The sequence below is a fragment of the Cecembia sp. genome, assembly GCF_007126775.1.
Lineage (GTDB): Bacteria > Bacteroidota > Bacteroidia > Cytophagales > Cyclobacteriaceae > Cecembia.
This window is the reverse complement of the sequence record NZ_SLAP01000056.1, coordinates 1-21,101: the sequence shown is the minus strand read 5'-3', so window position 1 is coordinate 21,101 and position 21,101 is coordinate 1. Positions and strand designations below refer to the sequence as shown.

At 38.7% G+C, this 21,101-nt stretch carries 19 protein-coding genes and 1 tRNA gene; 10 read left to right on the top strand and 10 right to left on the bottom strand.

The genetic code is table 11. The features are described from left to right. Nucleotide 1: 1 nt before the first annotated feature. From QZT73_RS03990 to QZT73_RS03970, 5 genes are read left to right on the top strand one after another with little or no spacing between them, the layout of a single operon-like run. The gene (locus tag QZT73_RS03990; RefSeq protein WP_291786729.1) at nucleotides 2-805 is read left to right on the top strand and encodes a hypothetical protein; all 804 of its coding nucleotides are present in this window, start codon (nucleotides 2-4) and stop codon (nucleotides 803-805) included. Beyond that, complete coding sequence (locus QZT73_RS03985) at nucleotides 802-1,323, top strand: hydrogenase maturation protease (RefSeq protein ID WP_291779868.1); 522 nt, start codon at nucleotides 802-804, stop codon at nucleotides 1,321-1,323. Before QZT73_RS03990 ends, QZT73_RS03985 begins: the two co-directional genes overlap by 4 nt. 12 nt (nucleotides 1,324-1,335) lie before the next feature. Next, complete coding sequence (locus QZT73_RS03980; RefSeq protein WP_291779865.1) at nucleotides 1,336-2,334, top strand: hypothetical protein; 999 nt, start codon at nucleotides 1,336-1,338, stop codon at nucleotides 2,332-2,334. A gap of 3 nt (nucleotides 2,335-2,337) precedes the next feature. Next, entirely contained in the window at nucleotides 2,338-3,099 is a 762-nt protein-coding gene (locus QZT73_RS03975; RefSeq protein WP_291779862.1) for an AAA family ATPase, read from the top strand. Nucleotides 3,100-3,106: 7 nt separating this feature from the next. After that, nucleotides 3,107-3,379 carry a HypC/HybG/HupF family hydrogenase formation chaperone gene (locus QZT73_RS03970; protein WP_291779859.1) on the top strand — a complete coding sequence of 91 codons (273 nt, stop codon included), beginning with the start codon at nucleotides 3,107-3,109 and terminating at the stop codon, nucleotides 3,377-3,379. Nucleotides 3,380-3,394: 15 nt separating this feature from the next. On the opposite strand, the gene QZT73_RS03965 is transcribed toward QZT73_RS03970, so the two are convergent. From QZT73_RS03965 to QZT73_RS03925, 9 genes are all read right to left on the bottom strand, one after another. Next, on the bottom strand, nucleotides 3,395-4,051 hold the full coding sequence (locus QZT73_RS03965) for a TetR/AcrR family transcriptional regulator (RefSeq protein WP_291779856.1): 657 nt from the start codon (nucleotides 4,049-4,051) through the stop codon (nucleotides 3,395-3,397). Next, nucleotides 4,041-4,694: a TetR/AcrR family transcriptional regulator gene (locus QZT73_RS03960; RefSeq protein ID WP_291779853.1), complete on the bottom strand. Its 654-nt coding sequence runs from the start codon at nucleotides 4,692-4,694 to the stop codon at nucleotides 4,041-4,043. The genes QZT73_RS03965 and QZT73_RS03960 overlap by 11 nt, the downstream gene beginning before the upstream one ends. Nucleotides 4,695-4,700: 6 nt before the next feature. Beyond that, nucleotides 4,701-5,753: a hydrogenase expression/formation protein HypE gene (gene hypE, locus QZT73_RS03955; RefSeq protein ID WP_291779850.1), complete on the bottom strand. Its 1,053-nt coding sequence runs from the start codon at nucleotides 5,751-5,753 to the stop codon at nucleotides 4,701-4,703. A gap of 11 nt (nucleotides 5,754-5,764) precedes the next feature. After that, complete coding sequence (gene hypD / locus QZT73_RS03950) at nucleotides 5,765-6,868, bottom strand: hydrogenase formation protein HypD (RefSeq protein WP_291779847.1); 1,104 nt, start codon at nucleotides 6,866-6,868, stop codon at nucleotides 5,765-5,767. Nucleotides 6,869-6,966: 98 nt separating this feature from the next. After that, nucleotides 6,967-9,279 carry a carbamoyltransferase HypF gene (hypF, locus tag QZT73_RS03945; protein WP_291779844.1) on the bottom strand — a complete coding sequence of 771 codons (2,313 nt, stop codon included), beginning with the start codon at nucleotides 9,277-9,279 and terminating at the stop codon, nucleotides 6,967-6,969. Nucleotides 9,280-9,636: 357 nt separating this feature from the next. Then, entirely contained in the window at nucleotides 9,637-10,761 is a 1,125-nt protein-coding gene (locus QZT73_RS03940) for a 6-bladed beta-propeller (protein WP_291786727.1), read from the bottom strand. A gap of 414 nt (nucleotides 10,762-11,175) precedes the next feature. Next, nucleotides 11,176-14,304: an AsmA-like C-terminal region-containing protein gene (locus QZT73_RS03935; protein ID WP_291786725.1), complete on the bottom strand. Its 3,129-nt coding sequence runs from the start codon at nucleotides 14,302-14,304 to the stop codon at nucleotides 11,176-11,178. A gap of 148 nt (nucleotides 14,305-14,452) precedes the next feature. After that, nucleotides 14,453-16,732, bottom strand: a complete 2,280-nt coding sequence (locus tag QZT73_RS03930; protein WP_291786723.1) for a molybdopterin cofactor-binding domain-containing protein — start codon at nucleotides 16,730-16,732, stop codon at nucleotides 14,453-14,455. 22 nt (nucleotides 16,733-16,754) lie between these two features. Continuing rightward, nucleotides 16,755-17,213 (bottom strand): (2Fe-2S)-binding protein, encoded by a 459-nt coding sequence (locus tag QZT73_RS03925; protein WP_291779835.1) that lies wholly within the window; start codon nucleotides 17,211-17,213, stop codon nucleotides 16,755-16,757. Nucleotides 17,214-17,353: 140 nt separating this feature from the next. Between QZT73_RS03925 and QZT73_RS03920 the strand changes: the two genes are divergently transcribed. From QZT73_RS03920 to QZT73_RS03905, 5 genes are all read left to right on the top strand, one after another. Continuing rightward, nucleotides 17,354-18,214 carry a hypothetical protein gene (locus QZT73_RS03920; protein WP_291786720.1) on the top strand — a complete coding sequence of 287 codons (861 nt, stop codon included), beginning with the start codon at nucleotides 17,354-17,356 and terminating at the stop codon, nucleotides 18,212-18,214. A gap of 148 nt (nucleotides 18,215-18,362) precedes the next feature. After that, a tRNA-Asn gene (locus tag QZT73_RS03915) sits at nucleotides 18,363-18,436 on the top strand. A gap of 43 nt (nucleotides 18,437-18,479) precedes the next feature. After that, on the top strand, nucleotides 18,480-18,713 hold the full coding sequence (locus QZT73_RS17020; protein WP_291779830.1) for a GIY-YIG nuclease family protein: 234 nt from the start codon (nucleotides 18,480-18,482) through the stop codon (nucleotides 18,711-18,713). A gap of 240 nt (nucleotides 18,714-18,953) precedes the next feature. Beyond that, nucleotides 18,954-19,865 (top strand): Fic family protein, encoded by a 912-nt coding sequence (locus QZT73_RS03910; protein ID WP_291786717.1) that lies wholly within the window; start codon nucleotides 18,954-18,956, stop codon nucleotides 19,863-19,865. A gap of 31 nt (nucleotides 19,866-19,896) precedes the next feature. Beyond that, the gene (locus tag QZT73_RS03905; RefSeq protein WP_291779823.1) at nucleotides 19,897-20,685 is read left to right on the top strand and encodes a Fic family protein; all 789 of its coding nucleotides are present in this window, start codon (nucleotides 19,897-19,899) and stop codon (nucleotides 20,683-20,685) included. A gap of 153 nt (nucleotides 20,686-20,838) precedes the next feature. Here QZT73_RS03905 and QZT73_RS03900 read toward each other — a convergent pair. Then, a partial coding sequence (locus QZT73_RS03900) for a hypothetical protein (protein WP_291786715.1) occupies nucleotides 20,839-21,101 on the bottom strand: 263 nt, incomplete at its 5' end.

The window sequence follows — 21,101 nt, the reverse complement described above, 5'->3', positions numbered from 1 at the left end:
CATGATCAGGTTCCTATACATAGCTTTTGTGATGATCGGAATATTGAGTTGTCAACCCAATAAGCAAGAAGCGATAGATCGCTTAAAAAGTTTACCGGATAATGAAGGTGGCCAAATTATTCGAAAGGCCATTGAAAGGGCCGGTGGATGGGAAAACTGGGTAAGTAAGGATAATCTAAGTTATTATAAGCAAATCACCCATCTGGATAGCTCAGGTGCAGTGGAAAGCACTGAAAAGCAGTTTCATATATATGAGTTGAAAAACGGATTTAAAGGTCAAATAGCATGGAATATTGGAAACGATAGTTTGCAAATAATCAATGATGGTATGCATGCTAAAAAGTATAAAAATGGCATAGAACTGACTGATGATAAGTCAAAAGATGATGCCTGGGACACTTCCTTTGGATCACATTATGTCATCAGTATGCCATTTAAGCTTACTGATGCAGGAGTGAGTTTGACCTATGAAGGCATAGATACATTAATTCTTGATCGCCCTGTACACTCCGTAAAAGTAGAATATGACAAAGGGGCAGGCAGCACGGGAGGTATGCATCTGTGGTGGTATCTTTTTGATGTGGATACTTATGACTTAGTAGGTAATTATCTGGATCACGGTAAAGGATATACTATTAACATTTATGAAGGATTTCAAGAGGTCGATGGATTGAGAATTCACAAAAAGAGAAATAGGTATATATCGAACGAAAAAAAGGAACTTGTGATGCTGAGAACGATATATGAGTATGAAGAGATGAAATTTGATGTAGCAGTAAATGAAAGTATATTTAAACTACGGTGAATAGCTCTGAAAAAATATTGATCGCAGGGGTGGGCAATGAATTGCGGGAAGATGATGCCTTTGGAATTGAGTTTGTAAGGGCTTGGGTGAAAAGCATGCCCAAATGCGATCAAATCAATACCATGGAAGTTGGTATAGCCGGTATTCATTTGGTACAGGAGCTATATACTGGTTACAGTATGCTCATCTTAGTTGATGCTGTGGACTATAAAAGAAAACCGGGGACAATTTCTATAGAAGAGGTTGAAAAACTCAGTGATATAGAGCAAATGCCTTTAGATCAAAAACGTGAATTCCTGGCAGATATGCATTATACTAATCCAACAAGAGCAATGATGCTGGCAAAAGCACTTAATGTACTCCCTGAAAAGGTGTATATACTTGGATGTCAATCTGCCAAACATGATGGCTTTGACATTGGGATGAGTAAAGAAGTGACTTCTGCTATACCAGTGGCTATAAAGGAATTGAATAAATGGTTAGCATTTAACCCAAATATTACAGAAACAGCTTCTTAAATTATTCACACTATGAAAGAGATAAAAGGTAAAAATGAGCAGATTGGCCAGTATCAAAAGGATGAGAAAATAAAAATCCCATACTTATTTGATCTTGAATTAAAAGATTTGACTGATCCTATTACTATTAGAAGGATTCGAGTATTCCAATTAGTATTGGTTCTCTCAGCCGTTACTTTTACTGGATACATTGTATGGCAAAATGTTTTTCGCTCCCCTACCGGAGTTGAATTAATCAATGAAATGGTTGATGCCGCCGGTGGCATGGTTGCATGGAACAATATCCAATCTGGCCAATTCACCAGAACCCAAAAAGTATATGATATGGCCGGTAAGCAGCTTTCAGAACAAAAAGAGACTTTTTATTTCAGAAAAACCGATGATGGCATAAAACTGATGGTAAAAGCCATTGATAATGAAGGAACAGAAGTGATTATCAGTGAGGATGATGAGGGGTTTTGGGCCACAAAGGAATCATCACCGACTGACCCGGAAAGTATATCAAGGGATCTAGGTATGATGTGTGATTCTCAATTTTGCGAGCCCAATTGTAATATGCAAATGGCTTTTTTCAGATTTTCCATGCCATTTAAGTTAACCGATTATGGGGTAAAACCATCAGTAAACAACGTTTCAACTCTTGGTCTACTAGATTGGAATCCACTTGAAAATATTGATTTGGACAGTGATCCCATATTGCTTGATATATCTTATATTCCGACTGTGGGTAAGGACAAGTGGCGATTTCTGGTAAATCCGGAAACTAAACTTATCCATAAAGTTGAGTACTATAACAAATCAGATCGTGGCACATATAGACCCGAAGAGATTTATTGGACAGATCACAGAACCGTAGATGGGATCACCTTTAGCCACAAATGGGTGAAATTCTATAGCAATGGAAAAGTAATGAATGAATATGTTTATTCCGATGTCTCATTTAATAATCAGGTGGATGAAGATTTCTTTAAAAGACCTGAAGGTATGGAATGGTCACTGGTAAATAATTAAATTATGAAAATAGCAATAGCAGGAAAAGGAGGCGTTGGCAAAACCACCATCAGTGGTACGATTTGCAGAGTACTGGCACAGAGTGGAGAAAGAGTGCTTGCTATCGATGGTGACCCCAACCCTAACCTATCCGTGGTACTTGGTATTGACAAAAACAAACCTCCACACAGATCTCTCAGCACTGATATCATCGAACGTGTAGAAGATGGAAAAAGCTGGACCTTCAGGGTGAAGATGCCTTTTGAAGAGATCCTATCAACCTTTGGGCAGGAAGCGCCTGATAATGTTACCCTTCTGATTGTCGGTAAGCCAGAGCAAGCAGGGACGGGGTGCATGTGCGGGCCCCATACTGTTGTAAGGGAATTAATTCACTCGGCTCTGACGTCAGAAAATGAGGCTACTATGGTTGTGGACACAGAAGCTTCATTGGAGCATATGAAAAGAGGTACTTCCAGATATGTGGATAGAATGTACATGGTTGTAGAGCCTTATTATCGATCCTTGGAAGCTGCGGGTAGATTTGCAGAAATGGCACGACAACTAGGTATAAAAGAAGTATACGCCATTGCCAACAAGGTGCGGAATGAAGAAGAGGCTGATGCAATCAAGGAGTATTGTGCCAAGATAAATCTGCCCATTGCGGTATTCGTTCCTTATGACGAAAACATCACGGCTGCAGACCTCAAAGGTATTTCCATTATGGATTTTGACAAAAACTCCAAGGCTGTGCAGGCTATCCAACAATTCGTAAAGTCACTAAACTAATCAAGACATGTGTTTAGCCATACCCGGAAAAATATTAGAAATCAAAAAGAATGATGAAACTGTTTTTCTCATTGGTAAAGTTACCTTCAGTGGGGTGACTAAAAACATCAACCTCAGTCTCGTACCCGAAGCTAAAATTGGTGATCATGTTTTGGTTCACGTAGGGGTTGCTGTAAGCATAATAGATGAAGAAGAGGCTGAAAAGACATTGAATTTTTTGCAAGGCACCGGCGATCTGGATGAACTATTCGACGATTTGATTTCTGACAAAAAGCCCTAATCAAGGCACTCCATTCTAAAAACCCACTACTATCTCTATATCCCGAAGTTGCGGCAATATCATTGCTTCATACTCCATTAGGCCTAATTCTGTAAAACTTGGTAATAATTGATTCCAAACTAATATTTTAAATTCTTCTTCATCTTGATCTTTCTTAAAAAGTACCCTCTTCTGAGTCAGCCAGAACGAAATTATCATCCATATAGCATGTGCCGTATGGGCATATTGGTCTAAGTGAATTTCAGCTTTAAAAATACCTTTTTTTTCATTTTCAGTAATCCATTGGTAAATCTGATTGATCATGACATTGATATACCTCACTCTTTGTTGGTGTATGGTAGGATAGTTTCTTTCCAGCTCCAGGACATCTAAAAAGAAAAAAGCATACCGATTAATCAATGTATGATATTTTGAAAGTTGATTATCAAAATCAATTAGCATTGGAAAATGATTTTCTGTATTGACGATGGAGGATATTTCGGCGTTGACATTACCTGCAATGTTGGCCATGAGATCTTCTTTATATTGAAAATGATAGGCCAGATTACCAACACTGATATTACAATCATCTGCTATTCTCTGTAATTTAACATTTGGAAGTCCTTCCTGGTTAAAAAGTGATAAAGCTGAATGCAATATTTTCTCTTTTGTCTTTTTCTTTTTATCCTTCATCAGTGGATTTATTTTCAGGGTTAAAGGAGTCCAAAAGCCTTTCAATTAACAAATCAAACTCTAATCTCCCTACAATTGTAAAATGTGGTAATATCTGTGTCCATATCATTTCCTTAAAAACCCTTTCGCTATCTTCCGGACTTCCATGATCTATTGGTTTGGTAAGGTAAAAAGTGATAATCATCCAAATGGTATGAGTGATCATTCTGTAATGGTCTCTTCTGGGCTCTTCTATTATAATTTCATTTTTTTCATTCTGCTTAAGCCAGTGATGGATTTGCCCTAAAATTTGATCAGTGATTCGCTTCCTTTTTTGATATAACTTCGGATAGTTACGCTTTATCTCCAGTAGATCTACGAAAAAAAATGAATATCTCATTAGAATATGATAATAGCGAGCCAATTGTGTGTCAAAATCCATCAGACCCGGAAATTCTTTATCCTTATCGGTTAAAGGGTTCAGAATATTTGTGAGTTGGTCCACAATTCCTATCATGATGGCTTCTTTGCTATAGAAGTGGTAGGTAAGATTTCCTAAGCTAATTCCTACATGATCTGCAATCTGCTGTAGTCGTACATTCACCATACCATTCGTATTGAATAGCTTGATACTGCTTAAGATGATCTTTTCCTTGGTGTCCATGGGTTACTAACAAATTCTTGGAAGCTGCTCCCCTACCAGCATATTGACCACACGTTTGCCACCAATACCACTTCTCATGATAACCTGACGCGGATGATCAGCTACAATTTGGCCTATAATCGCTGCATGTGCACATTCCTCGTTCTTTTTTAGCTGATTTACTATATCCTCAGCAGATTTAGCGTCTACTATTGCTATAAAAACACCTTCATTTGCGACATATAAAGGATCCAGCCCCAAAATTTCACAAGCTCCTTTGACTTGAGAATCAATGGGAATTTGTTTTTCATTAAGATGGATACCCAGATTAACATCCCGAACAATTTCATTCAGAACAGAAGCTATTCCACCTCTGGTAGGGTCTTTTAATAGGTGAATATGATCGCCAAACTCATCAATCATATCCTTCACGACATGGTTTAATGGACAGGTATCACTCAAAATATCACTTTCAAACTCTAGTCCCTCTCTTACGGACATAATGGCTATACCATGAGATGCAACTACATTAGAAACAATTAACACATCCCCTACCTTTACCCTGTCCATCCTAATTTGGGCTTTTGGTTCTATAATTCCGACTCCAGAGGTATTGATGAATATTTGATCACCTTTACCATGTTCTACTACCTTAGTGTCACCTGTTACAATTTTTACTCCGGCCCTTTGACATGCATCTTTTATTGAACACAGTATACGCCAAAAGTCTTCTACTAAAAAGCCCTCTTCAATAATAAAACTCAAAGACAGATATTGAGGCTTTGCCCCGCACATCGCTAAGTCATTGACAGTTCCATTCACGGCCAGTTCTCCAATATCACCTCCGGGAAAAAAAATTGGAGAAACAACAAAACTATCGGTTGAAAAGGCCATCATTCCATTCATTTGGAATACAGCACCATCATGGTGTGTGTCGAGAATTTCATTACCCAAAATATCGAATACGCCTTGTTCCAATAACTTGTTGGTCAATGTTCCCCCTCCACCATGTCCAAGGGTGATGCGGTCATAATCCATTTTAGGCATAGGGCAAGAAAGCTGCATTTTTATAGGATTCATATACACCAAAATTAAGCTGAAATGTTCTCTGTTGCTCTATTGAAATGGTAGTAAGCTGCACATGCCCCTTCTGAGCTTACCATTGGTGCTCCCAGTGGGAATTCAGGCTTACATTTTTTACCAAACTCAGGGCATTCAAATGGCTTCTTGATGCCTTTTAATACCTGTCCTGCTATGCAGGACTTGTTTTCCTCGGCCTCTACTATCTGCACATTAAACTTTATATTGGCATTATAGGCTTCATATTCATCCTTTACCTCATAGCCACTTTCAGGTATAGATCCTATACCCCTCCATACTCTGTCTTGCACATTGAATACTTCATTTATCATTTCAATGGCTTTAATGTTCCCTTTGGCCTGTACCACTCTGCTATATTGGTTTTCAAGTACATGTTTTCCCGACTCCAGTTGCTTCACCGTCATATAAATTCCCTGCAACAAATCTACTGGCTCGAACCCGGTAACCACAATAGGGATTTTATATTTTTCAGCCAATGGCCCATATTCTGAGACACCCATGATGGTACATACATGACCTGCTGCCAAAAAACCATGAATAAGGCTGTCTTTATCATTCATGACCGCCTCAATAGCAGGGGGAACGAGTACATGTGAGGTAAGAATAGAGTAGTTTTTAACTCCCATCTGCTTAGCCTGAACCACCGACATGGCATTGGCAGGAGCTGTAGTTTCAAATCCAACAGCAAAGAATACGACCTCTTTTTCAGGGTTTTGCTGCGCAAGTGTAACCGCTTCCAAAGGAGAATACAAAATACGAACATCTGCTCCTTGTGCTTTAGCATCCAATAAACTTCTGGATGAACCCGGTACTCTTAACATGTCGCCATAAGAGCATAGCGTAACTCCTTTTTCTTCGGCCAGATATATGGCTTTGTCTATTAGGTGAATGGGAGTTACACAGACCGGACAACCGGGGCCGTGAATCATGTTTACCTCATTCGGAAGTAGGTCAAGGATACCATTTTTGACAAGACTATGGGTCTGCCCTCCACAGACTTCCATAATATTCCAATGCCTTGTGACAATGTCCTTGATTTTTTTGATATAATTCTGCGCAAGCTCCTCATCCCGGTATTCATTGACATATTTCATCTGTTTATATTTGATTTTTTAAGGTCAGATCCAATACCCACTTAATCATCTCCGTGTGTGAAACTTTTTCTCGTGGGTATATCAGGTAGTTTATTATTTTATAACAAGTTACAAATTTTTAGCCTTTTGGCCTCAATTTCAGCATACATCAGTTGTCCAAAGGAGATGTTTTCATCATTAGGGGATAAATCCTGATTAAATAGCAATTCATATCTTTCATCCAGGTGAAATATAACTAAATCAATTAAGAGGGTATTCTGAAATACACCACCACTAAAGCCAATTTTTGCTACCTTTTGCACAGTAGCGATATAATCTATCCAATGAACTAAAGTAAGATGAAATTTAGCAGCTATGCATGAAACATCAATTTCATTACGTAAGTCAGAATTTATCAGTCTCAAAAGTTCTGGCCCGGAGAACTTACTTCCCCTTTCTTTTATGCAATATGAAATGTTATAATCAATACCATACGCTTTGAAATGTTCTTCCGCTTTTACTTGCAAAAGACCAGCAGCCTGTCCCTCATAAGTCTGAATGTCCGATAAACCCAAAACAGATGCAACAGCATCGAACAGTCGCCCAATGCTTGAAGTCTTTACCAATTTTTTGTTCTTCAACTTTTGAGTGTAAATCTTCCATTCCAAAGCTGTAAATTTGGACTGAATTAATTCTAGTGCTTCCTCTATTTCTGCGCCAAGCGCAAGGGCTGAAAGTCTCGGTTCTTTAGCCATTTTATCATTGGCTATATGATGGAAATAGGGTAAATGACTACACCTGTCAAATTGATAGTCATGGTAGATGAAAAACTCTCCGCCCCATATGTTTCCATCATTTCCCATGCCTGTGCCGTCCCATATTACTCCGAGTACTTTCTCTTCAGTATGAATGAGATTATGTTCTCCTATCAACGCAGCAAAGTGAGCCATGTGGTGTTGGACTTCTAATAGTGGAATATCTAGTCTTGAAGCCAATGTTTTTCCTTCTTGTGTGCTGAGAAAATCCGAATGCATATCTACAACGATTTTTTCCGGACTGAGCCTCAGCAGGCCCATGAGGTGGTTCAGGGTATGTATATAATTTTGTTGCGTATCAAAATCATCTAAATCTCCAAGATATTGGCTAATATAGATGTTCCCATTATGACATGCCGTGAAGGTGCTTTTCATAAAAGCTCCCATGGCAAGGGTATTATTTGAAGTCAATTTTAAATTATCATTGAAATAGGTAGGAGCCAAACCTCGCGAACGTCTAAAAACAACTCTCTTTTTGAAATATGAAGTATATGCAACAACGCTATCATCCTGCGGAACAACAATTTCGCGATTGTGTACTAAAACCAAATCGGCTATTTCAAACAATTCATTAAGTGCTTTTTCATCCTGAAAAACAATGGGAGCATTATATATATTACCACTGGTGGCAATAATGGGTTTTTTGTATTCTCCCAACAATAGTTCGAATAATGGTGCATAAGGCAGCATAACACCTACCCTCGAAAGGCTATCGCAAATACCCTCCGAGATCTGGTTTTTTTCTGGTTTCGAAACCAGAACAATCGGTGAGACTTGGTCAGAAATGGCTTTAACTTCTTCTTCACACAAACCGTATTCATCTAATAAATCAATATTTTGGTACATCAAGGCGAATGGCTTATGCGGTCTTCTTTTCCGCACTCTTAATGTTGCTATGGCTGTCGCATTGGATGCACAACAAGTCAAAAGATATCCCCCAATCCCTTTAATTGCAACTATCTCCCCTTGACTCCATTTTTTCGAAATTATTTGTTTTAAAGTTGTGATGTCATTACTTAATTCCTCTTTTTTGGAATTATATAAGGCAAGACCAATACTACAGGATGGACACGAATTAGTCTGCGCAAAATACCGTCTGTCTGCCGGATCGCTATATTCACTTTTGCAGACTTGACACATGGTAAAGACATCCATACTTGTATTCTCCCGATCATAAGGAAGACGATGCATGATCGAATACCTTGGGCCACATTCACTGCAAGTAATAAATGGATATTGATATCTTCTGTTTTTCGAAGTGAATAATTCGGATCTACAATTATCACAGGTGGCAAAATCTGGAGTCAAATGGACCTTAGCATGTTCAGACATTGTATCATGAATGATCTCAAATCGACGATAATCCTTGGCTGCTACTTGAATGATATTCGATACCGTTATTTTTGCTCTTTGAGGTGGATTTTTTATAATCCTTTCATAAAAAATGTCTGCCTTTTCTCTTGATGTATTGACCTCAATATGAACACCATCATTATCATTTTTAACCCATCCCTTTAAGCCATATTCTAATGCTTCTTTGTAAACCAATGGCCTAAAGCCAACTCCTTGCACTAAACCATTGATATAAATATGCCAAGTACCAAAAATAGATTTCATCTTTCTATAAAAATCACTTTTATAAATTGATTACCTCTAAAGTATATCATAATCAGATTTATTTTTCTTAATTCTCAATGTAATATGTAATATAAAAAAAAATACTCATTTCCGAATAACGGCTACTTATTCTATATCGGAGGGATGCGAATATGCTCCGCTTTTTTAAAAATGAAAAAATATGTAGTGGGAGATGTGGATTGTGAAGATCAGCCTGTTGGGTCTTTTTGAGGCGTACTCACGTAAATTTCTGTCTTGTTTAAATTATCATGGCTTTTGCCAGAGTTAAACCTATACCAAGTTGAAACGCCCTACTACGCTATAGAGAAAAAAGGAAGAAATAAACTTGTCTTGAACTCATAACTTTGGTTTCAATTTGAATTTCATTAATATGGGTTCTTCAAGTGAGGTATTCTCTAGTATTTCAACTAATGCAGCATCTTTAACCTTTCCTGAATTTAAATCATCAAGAATTTCCTCATAATAAATAGAAACTGCATCTATGTAAGAAATTACATAATACGCATCATATTTTTTTGAGTATGATGGAATATTGTAAGGGCCAATAAAAAACATTTTTACATATACATCACCTTTTCCCATAGCTCCATGCTTCATGTTCAGATGACCAAATGTTTCTCCTCCCTTAAGCCTAACCCCAAGTGTGGAGCCATTATTAGTAGCCGTTTTAAAATCATAATAACAGATAAATTCGTCATGGCTTCCTATCTCATAAGAATTCAAAATGTTAGATTTTTGTTCTTCTCTTTCAAAGTTGAGGAAATTCTTATAATTGAAAATCTCTCCCTCGTCAATCCTATTAGGGAAAAACACTTCATAAACCAAGGAGTCATAATTTTCTCCCTCATTGATTTGAAATATTTTTGATGATCTTGGATAGGTATAATAACCTTTTTGGATGAAACCCGAAAAGTCCATCGGTATGTAATTATCATTTCTGGGGAATTTCATTCTTTTTTCCAATAGCTTTCCCGAAATGTCGTAAATACTGATATTATATTCGTCATCTCCTTCAACAAGAAAGGAATACAGTGCAAAATTACCAGATTCAAGCACATCAAATTGAATTGCCCAATCCGAAATCTTAATCTTTCTTGAAAATTCAAACTTTTCATCGAATTCAAATATGGCAAAATCCGGCCTAGAAAAAATGTACAGCTTGGAGTTTTGAGTATTCACTGCAAAATCTGTAACCTCATTGAACTCCTTGGGTCCCTCACCTTTTTGCCCCACCAATTGAAGAAATTTTCCTTGGGAGTCAAAAACGAATATTATATTCTTCTTTTTATCCAATACGAGAACCCTATCATTAAACTCAATGATCTTTTGGGCAATGGTTAATTTGATGGAGTCAGGAGTTGATAAGACACGGAATTCAACTTCTTCCATTAAATCACGGGGCGATATCAATGTGTCAAGACGTTTGACATTTTCAAAGTCAATTTTTGTAGGATCCCTCATACTTTCTTCTGTCACTTTAGCGACACATGAAAGACAAATTAAAATAGATGAAATAAAAAGAAACCTCATTTAAATACACTTATAAAATTTGAAGTATTTTTAAATCAATTAAACGAACCTATACCCAAAGTTAATGATTTAGCGATTCCGTGAGGGAATCGCAAAAATTTTGCCTTACTCAATTCCTTCTCCTCCACCGCATTGCTCACAAGTATGATCAAAACATACATTATTTACTGACTTACAATCATTGCAGTACCATGTTCCACTAGGTGCTACACACCTTGTCAATACCCATTGCTGATTTATTGGATTTGTGCCACTTTGAATTGAATTAACTCAAAAAGAGAGTGATGTCATCAAACAAATTCCACTGATTCAAAGCAGAATTGGTTTTAAGAGTTGTTTTTTCAACTACCGCATTCTTCCCAAAGAAACCCTAAAATCATCCGGTCTTCCCTGCATATTAATGTTCAGAAAACGAACCCTGCGGTTATTATCCCTAAACACAATGGCATCTTCCTGTTCAGGGTCAATTTCATTTCTCGACCTGTTACCGAATAACCTCCTGAAACCTACCTGACTGACCAAGCTTAATGGAACACGAATCTCATAATTCATGTCCAAGTCTAAACTTTGACGTCCGGCAATTTCTAAAAATCCAAGGCTAGAATTGATGTTCATTCTTGGGATATGCAATACGCCTTCCTTCAATTCAAAAGTATTGGTCAGGGTATCAAACCTTACCCTGTTTAAATTTCTATCTGAAAAGAAATCCGAAAGTGCTAAAAACGGAGCAAAATTCACTAAGCTACCATCATAGACCGTTAATGCGATCTTTGCGTCAGATTGATCGATGATGGGGGTCAAATCAGGATACACCAGAAACCTTCCTTCGATGGTACCAGATATCTCCCCTTTAAGATTTTCATTGATCATGATATCCTTTCCTGCATTTTCAATCTTGAACAAAAGCTTGTCAATATTCAGCTTTTCAGCCCGCATTTGGGCATGTAAATAAATTTCCTCTGGATTGGATCCGTTGAGATAGCCCTTCATACCCAAGCTGCCCTGAACAACCCTAAGCCCTAAGGTGTCCAAATGTAGGAAGTGATTACTGGTCGTTCGGGCTTTGCCTTTTACATCCTCCAACCAATTGTAATGGTAATTCAACTTCTTAATATCTGCTGTAAATTCCATATCCCTGAAAGGGATTTTGAACATATTGAAGGCCTCTGCATGGTTGGTATCTACTTCAAATCCCTTAAAACCCAAGAGGGCATCCAAATCCAGGGCAGCCGCTCTAAGATGAAAGTAATCTTTCTTAGTTTGAAGACTATCGTTTAGGTTGAGCCCCAGATCAAAGGCAAACTCCGACTGTCCCATTTTACCTCCAAAATCCTTGATGGACAAGTAATCCCTTTCCCAATTGACTTTACCTTTAAATTGCTCCAATTTCAATGGGTGCAACTGTGTCCTTCCTGTTAATTGATCGAGTATTAAATCTATGCCATGCAAGCCCTCATCAAAATAAAGATGCAGCTTACCACGTAAATCCAAAGCTGAAAAGACTTCCTCTACCCAAGATTCCGGTAAGTAATTGACACCATTGTAAGTCAAGAGGTCATTGACTTTCAACTTGGAGGACTGTAAAGACCAATCTATGCTGGAATTTCCTGCCAATTCTTCCTGAAACCACTTGGGGTAATTGTAAACGGTAGCATCCATCCTGAAATCAGATTGGTCGATTTGGCCTGAAAAATTCTTCACAGCAAGCTCCTTTTCTCCTATGGTTAGTTCCCCTTTAAAATTTTCGAATTTATGAGGGTAATTTTCCAACCTGGCCTGAAATTTCTCCAAGACCAAGTTCCCTTTAGGCAAGTACTGAAAATCAAACAACTCAGCTGCTTTTGTATTCAGCACGAAACGGGTATTGAACTCATGTATTTTTTCCTTTTTGTCCTCCTTATTGAACAGTTGGGCAAGGTCCATTTTCTTAGAATTGGCCTCCATACTTACTTTAACTTGCTTATCGAAGCGATGGAAAATAGCCGGCAGGTCACTGACCTGCCCCTTAAAATCGAAATCTGAATTACTGATCCTAAAATTCAAATTCCGTAAATTGAAGGCTCCTTCTTGCATAATGGCATCTGCATTGACATTTGAAATGGGGTAAGGGAAATCTGCCACTGTAAAATTGAGGTTTCTCAATACCAGCTCTGACTGTATACTTTGCTTCAATTGGGCAAGGTCTGTAGCAGAGGCATCTAAGTCCACCAATTCATCAAAATCCATACTGAGCAAAACCTGCCCACTGATTCCTTCAAATTTTTCCAATTGAAAAAAATCCCCTACAAATTCCATATCCAAGTCAGCTTTCAATTTCACTTTGACATAAGGATCTTCAAAATTACGGATGGTCAGATCCCCCTGAAAAATTCCTTGTTCAGGTCTGGCATTAAAATTCTGAACCTGCAATTCAGAAGTCCTGAGGTTTCTTTCCGAACCATTGGTAAAAAAACCAAAAAACCTCAGTTCATCTACTTTTAGGTTATTGTCTGCCCTTTGGAAAAAGGCATTTTCACATCCAAACTCAACTGCTATGGCCGGTGTACTGCCCTCTGCCAAAAGACCTCTTACGGTTCCTTTGAAAAAAACTTCTCCTTCATTTTGATATTCATTGAGTGCATCAGCTACACCTTTGGGCAAAAATGCCCCAAACATATTGAAATCTGGCTTCTGACCTTCTAACCTCAGGTCCATTTCCACCCCTTTTTCCAGAATGTCCACTTTTCCATTGGCAGCAAATAAAGCCTCTTCCAACCCGATCTTTGAAGGCATCAATTGTAATACTTGTTGTTGGACATCAAAATTGAGATCAAGGTCCATATGGATATTTTTCTCTGAAAAAAAAGTGGGCTTCCCGTGACGCAAGAGGTCAAAAATCAAATTTCCTTTTAAATCAAAGGCAAAATTACCCTCTCTTTTTCGGATACTACTTTTCCATTCATCAACCTCAACCTTATAAGACATGGTATCCGACTTGTCTTCAAAGGAGATGATAAAATTAGAAATTTTCACTTTTGCCAGTTCAAAACCAACCATTTCTCCTTCCTCTTCCCTTGTCCCACTTTCTATACCCTTTGCCAAGAGGATATTGATATCACCATTGGGATATTTGACCAAATCTGCATGGCCGTCACTGATGCTGATGCTTTTGACTTTATAATTCCCTTCAATAATATCCCAAATATTGAACCCTAAGTATAAATGCCCTGCCTCATAAAACGGTCTGGTATCCTTGGCCTTGTTTTCAAAAAAGGCAACTCCTCTCAAATCAATGGAAATATAAGGGAAGTCACTTAGGACAGATACCCGGCTATTTTCAACGGTCAATTTGCCAACAAACTGGCTATTGGCTGCCGAGATGGCTTTCTGAGTAATCGCTTCTTGCTTGAAAACAAGTATAGCAACTGTCGCACCGATCAAGACAATCGGCAGAAAAAAGATGATGATGAGGGAATTTTTGATCCAGGGTTTCATGGGGTTTGGGATTTCTAATCTCAAACGTGAAGCCTCATAGGAATGGTTACATCGTTAAATAAAAAACCTTCGAGTGCGCCGCGGCACAACCAAAGGCTTTTTTCTAACACAAAACCTCCGATTAACCCGCGGCTCACTTAAAGGTCTTTTAAGCTTTATAAGGCAAACGGTAAATTCGCTCTCCTGTCAATTTATATATGGCATTACATAAAGCAGGAATATAAGGGGGTACTGGAGGCTCCCCTACTCCTGTGGGCTTTTCCATGCTTTCCACTAAATGTACATGTATTTTTTTGGGTGACTGGGGCATACGGATAACCTGATAACCATCAAAATTATTCTGCTGGACTTTCCCGTTTTTTAATGTGATGGCAGAGTTAAGTACCAAGCTGGTTGCAAATTGAGCGCCGCCTTCAAATTGAGAACGGATGCGGTCTGTATTGACACCAATACCACAGTCGACGGCATAATGCACTTCTGGAATCAAAAGTTGGTCATTGTCCCCATTGGCTACTTCCACTACGCAGGCAACATAAGTTAGGAAGCTTTTGTGAACAGCAAAACCCACTTTTTTTCCACTCGACACTGCCGCTTTCCAGTTTGACTCTTGGGCTACTTTTTGAATTACCCCTCTTAATCTTCGGGTATTCCATGGAAAAGCTTCCAAAGGCTCTCCATAATTTCCAAAATCTCCTTTTAATTCTCCATCAAAAGTAAGGTCTTTATCTTCTGAAAGCATTCCCAAAAGGAAATCAACTGGATCCTGTCCTTTGGCTTCTGCCACTTCATCCAACATGCAATTGATTGCAAAAGAATGGTGGATATTACTCACCGAACGTAACCATCCTATCCTTGTATGAGCCTTAGATTCATGTGTTTCAATCCTGATATGGGGCACTTCATATGGGAAATCTATACAGCCCAATCCCAATTCTCCATCGGAGGGGTGGAGTTCATCTGCATTTGCTGTGGCACCGATCGCAGGAAAAACCGTATGATGGTTCCAGCCATTCAAATTTCCGTTTTTATCCAAAACTGCTCTAATACGTTGCGCACTTTGGGCATGATAGAAGTCGTGGTGCAGGTCATCATCACGTGTCCACTGTACCCTAACCGGTAATTTTGCGGCTCTTGACAGCAATGCTGCTTCCACAACAAAATCAGGCTTGGATTTTCTTCCAAATCCTCCTCCCAGCAGCGTAACATTCATTTTTACGTCTTGGTAATCTATCCCTAATGCTTGGGCAACCGCTTGTCTTGCCCACTGGGGATGCTGCGTGGGTGCCCAGATTTCACAGGTACCATCCCCGTGAACATGGGCAATGGCTGCGGGTGGCTCCATGGTAGCATGCGCATAAAAAGGCACCAAATAAGTTCTTTCAATGACCTGTCCCCCTTGCTGTCGGGCAGCATTGAAATTGCCTCTTTCTCTTCTTACTTGGCCATTAACACTTGTACTGGCCAACATCTCCTTTAACTGTTGTTCCGAGTCATAGGCCTCATTAGGACCCAGATCCCATTCAATCTCCAAGGCATCTCTGCCTTTGATCGCTGCCCAGGTATTGTCCGCGATCACAGCAACACCTTCAAGGGCTTTGTCCAAACCTGGAGGGATACCGGCTCCTTCAATTTTAACAACACGGTTTACACCTGGCACAGCCAGTGCTTTTTGCTCATTGTATTTCAATACTTTAGCGCCAATTACAGGGCTTCTTTTCACGACCGCCACCAGCATATCAGGCAAGTCCACATCTGCACCAAATACTGCCTTACCCGTCGCAAAGTCCAAATTATCGTAAATTGGCACATCCCTACCGATTAATTTATAGGCGGCAAATTCCTTCAAAGCCACCGATTCCGCATCAGGCATATCCAAATCCTTGGCGGCTTCCACCAAATCCCCAAATTTTATTTTTTTCCCTCCTGAATGAACTACTTCTCCATTTTCTGTACGACAGTCCGCGATCTCTACTCCCCATTTTTGGGCAGCAGCAGCTAGCAGCATGTGCCTGGCGGTTGCTCCTGCCCTACGCATGGGTTCATAAAACATCCTAACCGAATAAGATCCGTCAGTATTTTGATCCCCATATTTTTCTTCATCCCCCTCTGCTTGGACTATTTTCACTTTGCTCCAATCGGCTCCAAGTTCATCCGCCACAATCATAGGAAGCGATGTTCTGATACCCGTCCCCATCTCTGAGCGGTGGGCAACAATGGTTACCTGGTTATCGGAGCCAATACTAAGGTATACATTTGGAGCAAAAGTGATGGTTTCACCTCTGGGTCCGCTACATTGGAAATTGACTCCCAAAAGCAGGCCGCCTGTAGCAAGTGAACCTATTTTAAGAAAATCCCTGCGTGAAGGAATGAATACTTTGCTCGTATTTTTAGGGTCTTTGTTTTTTAGAAAGGGAAATTTTGGCATCATGGCGCTGTTGTTAAAGTAATTATCAGTAGGATTTGGAAGCAGTGATAATGGCTTCCTTAATACGGTTATAGGTTCCGCATCGGCAGATATTTCCAGCCATTGCCGATTCGATTTCTTCTTCGGATGGATTGGAATTACGTTTCAGCAATGCTGCTGCATTCATAATCTGTCCTGTCTGACAGTAGCCACACTGAGGTACCACATGGGTTACCCAAGCCTTTTGTACAGGATGGTTTCCTTCAGGGGAAAGCCCTTCTATAGTTGTGATTTTTTGATCTCCTATTTCTGATATCGGATAGGCGCAGGAACGGATCGCCACATCGTCCAAGAGGACAGTACAACTTCCGCAAAGCCCCTGTCCACAACCATATTTGGTTCCTTTTAGATTCAGGATATCACGCAGTACCCAAAGTAGAGGCATCTCTGGCTGGGCTTCCAATGATTCCTTTTTTCCATTGATAATAAGGGTATATTTTTCCATAGTTCAATGCGGCTTAATTCAATTGTAGGGGATGATTTTTTGAATACTTTAAGTTAATGTGATTTTTATTTCAAAGAAAACCTTTCATCCTTTTTATTTTGGTAAATTGTGGAAATTATGCTTATCAAGTAGGGGATTTTATGTTAAAACAATTTTTCAGGTTACAGATTAAGGCCTTTGACTTTCTTGAAGAACGGTGGGAAACCGGGCCTGTTTCTAAATCCATCAGTAATATTGTTGTTGTTTTTTTTCTTGCTGGACTTGTCCTGGGATTATTGGCATATCTCGATATTTATCTGATTACAGCTAATTATAGTGCTTTTTTTTCTATTGAATTGGCCTTTAATGTGCTATTGATTTTTGAGGTGCTGGGATTGATCTTTTTGATTCCAAAATCTGTTGCAGATGCCGTGGGAAAACAATTTGAAATCATTTCCCTTGTCTTGCTCAGGGATGCTTTCAAGGAATTTGGGCATTACATGGGAGAAGTCAGCTGGGAGGTTGAATTTCTGCTTGAATTATTGCCGATTATTTCCGATGCTTTTGGGGCAATTTTGATTTTTTTAATTACGGGTTTGTTCTACAGGGCTCAAAAACACTTGCGCATCACAGGAAGTCATGAGGAACAACAAGGTTTCATTGGTATCAAAAAATTATTATCCATTTACCTTACCATCTCCTTTGTAGGGCTGGGGATATATGACATTGTTTCTGCCTATCAAAATCATCAATTCATTTACAGCATCAAATTGTTCTATACCCTCCTTATTTTCACAGATGTATTTATTTTACTTTTTTCCTTGAGGTATACCACTAAATATTATAATCTTTTCCGGTATTCTTCTTTTGCTTTGGCTACGATTTTCCTCAGGCTGACCTTATCGGCCCCAGCATATTACAATGTTTTGTTGGCGGTGATTGCGGGTTTGATGGTTTTAGGTGTGACATTCATTTACAATAAATTGCTCACCAAGGAGGGTGAGTTTAAACGCTCAGCCTGATTTGAAAAAATAAGTCACTGATTTTGAATTCAAATAGGTTTTTTACTTACAGTGAATCATTTTTTTTAATCTACTTATTTGGAAAAAATACATCAACCTGCTAAGTTTGCATCACGTTAGACGAAGGTGTTTAACAAAACAAGTAAATTCCTCCTTAGCTCAGCTGGTTAGAGCACATGACTGTTAATCATGGGGTCCTTGGTTCGAGCCCAAGAGGGGGAGCAAAAGCCTTGCAGAAATGCAGGGCTTTTTGCATTTTTAGGATATGGACTTTTATATCTACATTTTACATTCTGCTACTTTTGATAAATTCTATATAGGTCACTCCGAAAATCCTTGGAGAAGAGTTGAAGAGCATAATTCAGGAATTCATCATAAGTTTACTTCTGATTTCAGACCTTGGAGACTTGCAGCTGTCTTTAGAGTTGAAGAAGACAGAGGCTTCGCAATAAAAATTGAAAATAGCAAGGTGTATGGAACTCGACTGCAATACAATTGAAAATAATTACAATTTTCGTATCAAAAACAAATATAATCGTATCAAATCGTATCAAAATATACTTACGGTTTCAAATCATAATCGTATCTTTGCGTATCAAAACGTATCAAAATGGATAACGGCGTATATAATTTTAAACTGAATATTGATTGGAAGCTGATCAACTTCATCAGTGAAATAGACCGCTTTGATGCAAATTGGACAGCAATTGAACGAAAAGAAGGACAAAGCCTCAAAGAGTTGAAAAGTATTGCTACGGTGCGAAGCGTTGGAGCTTCAAACCGAATTGAAGGCAACAAAATGAGCGATGAAGAGGTAGACGTTTTACTACAAAAAATTGACATAACAAAACTTACCGACAGAGATTCACAAGAAGTAGTTGGTTATTTTGAAGTCTTGGATTTGATTTCGGAATCCTACGAAAACATCGAGCTTACCGAAAGCAAAATCAAAAGTTTGCATAATAGTTTGATGAAATATAGTGTCAAAGACCAATGGCATAAAGGGAACTATAAAGTGCATAGCAACGCAGTTGAAGCTTCATTTCCTGACGGGACACGGCAAATCATATTTCAAACAACCGAACCAGGGTTTGCTACAGATGATGCCATAAGGGAGTTGTTCAATTGGTATAATTCAGAAACAGAAATACCCCCTTTAATTAGAATTGCTGCTTTTGTTTATGATTTTTTGAGTATACACCCTTTCCAAGACGGAAATGGAAGGTTAAGCCGCTTGATTTCAACGCTATTATTACTCAAAAATGGATATAAATGGATAGAATACGTGAGTTTTGAACATGAAATTGAAATCCGAAAAAACGAATATTATCAGGTTCTTAGAAGTTGTCAGGCACAACGCCCAAAAGAAAATGTTACCGTTTGGATTCATTTCTTTTTGAGTTGCCTCTCAAATATTCAATCTCAACTTTTGATTAAATTGAATAAAATCGGTGTGGAAACGCAACTTTCACCAAAGGAAAAATCAATCTTTACGATTATCCAAAATCGCCCAAACATCAAGTCGGGCGAAATTTCTGAAAAATTGGCGATACCATTACCTACCGTAAAACGTATTCTATCAGGGTTAATCAATAAAGGATTGATAGAAAAACAAGGTAGGGGCCGAAGTGTGAGTTACACGATAAAATAGATAAAAGTTAAAAATAACAGGGTCAATATAAATGATGAACAAAACATTACATATTATATCCAATGATTTACTTTCAGAGTACTTGGAAAAAGCGCCGAAAGGTTTAAATCATGCTTTTGAAGCATTGAAAGACGCCGAAATCTCAACAGATAGCTTTAGTTTTTACACCTCTGTATCCTCCGTATACAGTAGCAAAATAGAAGGAGAGGCTATAGAATTGGATAGTTACGTTAAACACAAGAAATTCGGCATTGAGTTTTCACCAGATTACACTAGAAAAATAGATGACCTGTACGACGCCTACACCTTTGCAAAGGTCAATGAGCTCAATAAGGAAACCATTGCCCAAGCCCATTCATTGCTCAGCAAAAATATCCTTACTAAAAACAGGCAGGGAACGTACCGCACACAAAACATGTATGTCTCCACTCCTGATGGCCGTATTGAATATGTAGCGGCCTCACCTTTTGAATTAGAGGCAGAAATGGAAAAGTTTTATACCGATTTGACGCTACTACTCAAAACAGAAATGTCTATCGAAGAAGCTTTTTTTTATGCCTCAATGATTCATTTGTTTTTTGTCAAAATACATCCTTGGAATGATGGAAACGGCAGAAGTGCCAGATTAATAGAAAAATGGTTTTTAGCAGAAAAATTAGGCGATAAGGCCTGGTTTATACAGAGTGAAAAAATGTATTACGACCAACATCAAACCTACTACTCAAACATCAGAGTTTTAGGCTTAGAATACTCTACCTTGGATTATACTAAAGCACTTCCTTTTTTACTGATGCTTCCATCTTCTGTTATAAAGGAATAGAAAAAACCTAAATGATTTCATTGAAAACTTCCATCAAGGTCAAATATAACCTGCTCCGGTTACAACTATCTTGATGGGATGCGCAAAAGCGACCAGATGACCCTTTTTTTTCTTTTTATCCCCTCCAGTTTCATTTAACCGGGATTAACTATATCAAAAAGCCACCCTCAAAGACAAATTCACAAATAAATTTTCCTGAAAAGTAGGATTGGCATATGCTCCCCAACGGTAATAAGCACCAATCCCTATTCCCTGAAATCCAAATCCTGAGCGGTATTTGATCAGGTTTTGGAGTTCTATACCAGACTCCCAATAGCCTCGTTCCATCGTCCGAAAAGGAAATGCCTCTTCCCCAAAGGAATGGCTCACTGAACCTATCGCAAAACCTTGTACCAAGTTAAGTTGGGGGGCAATTG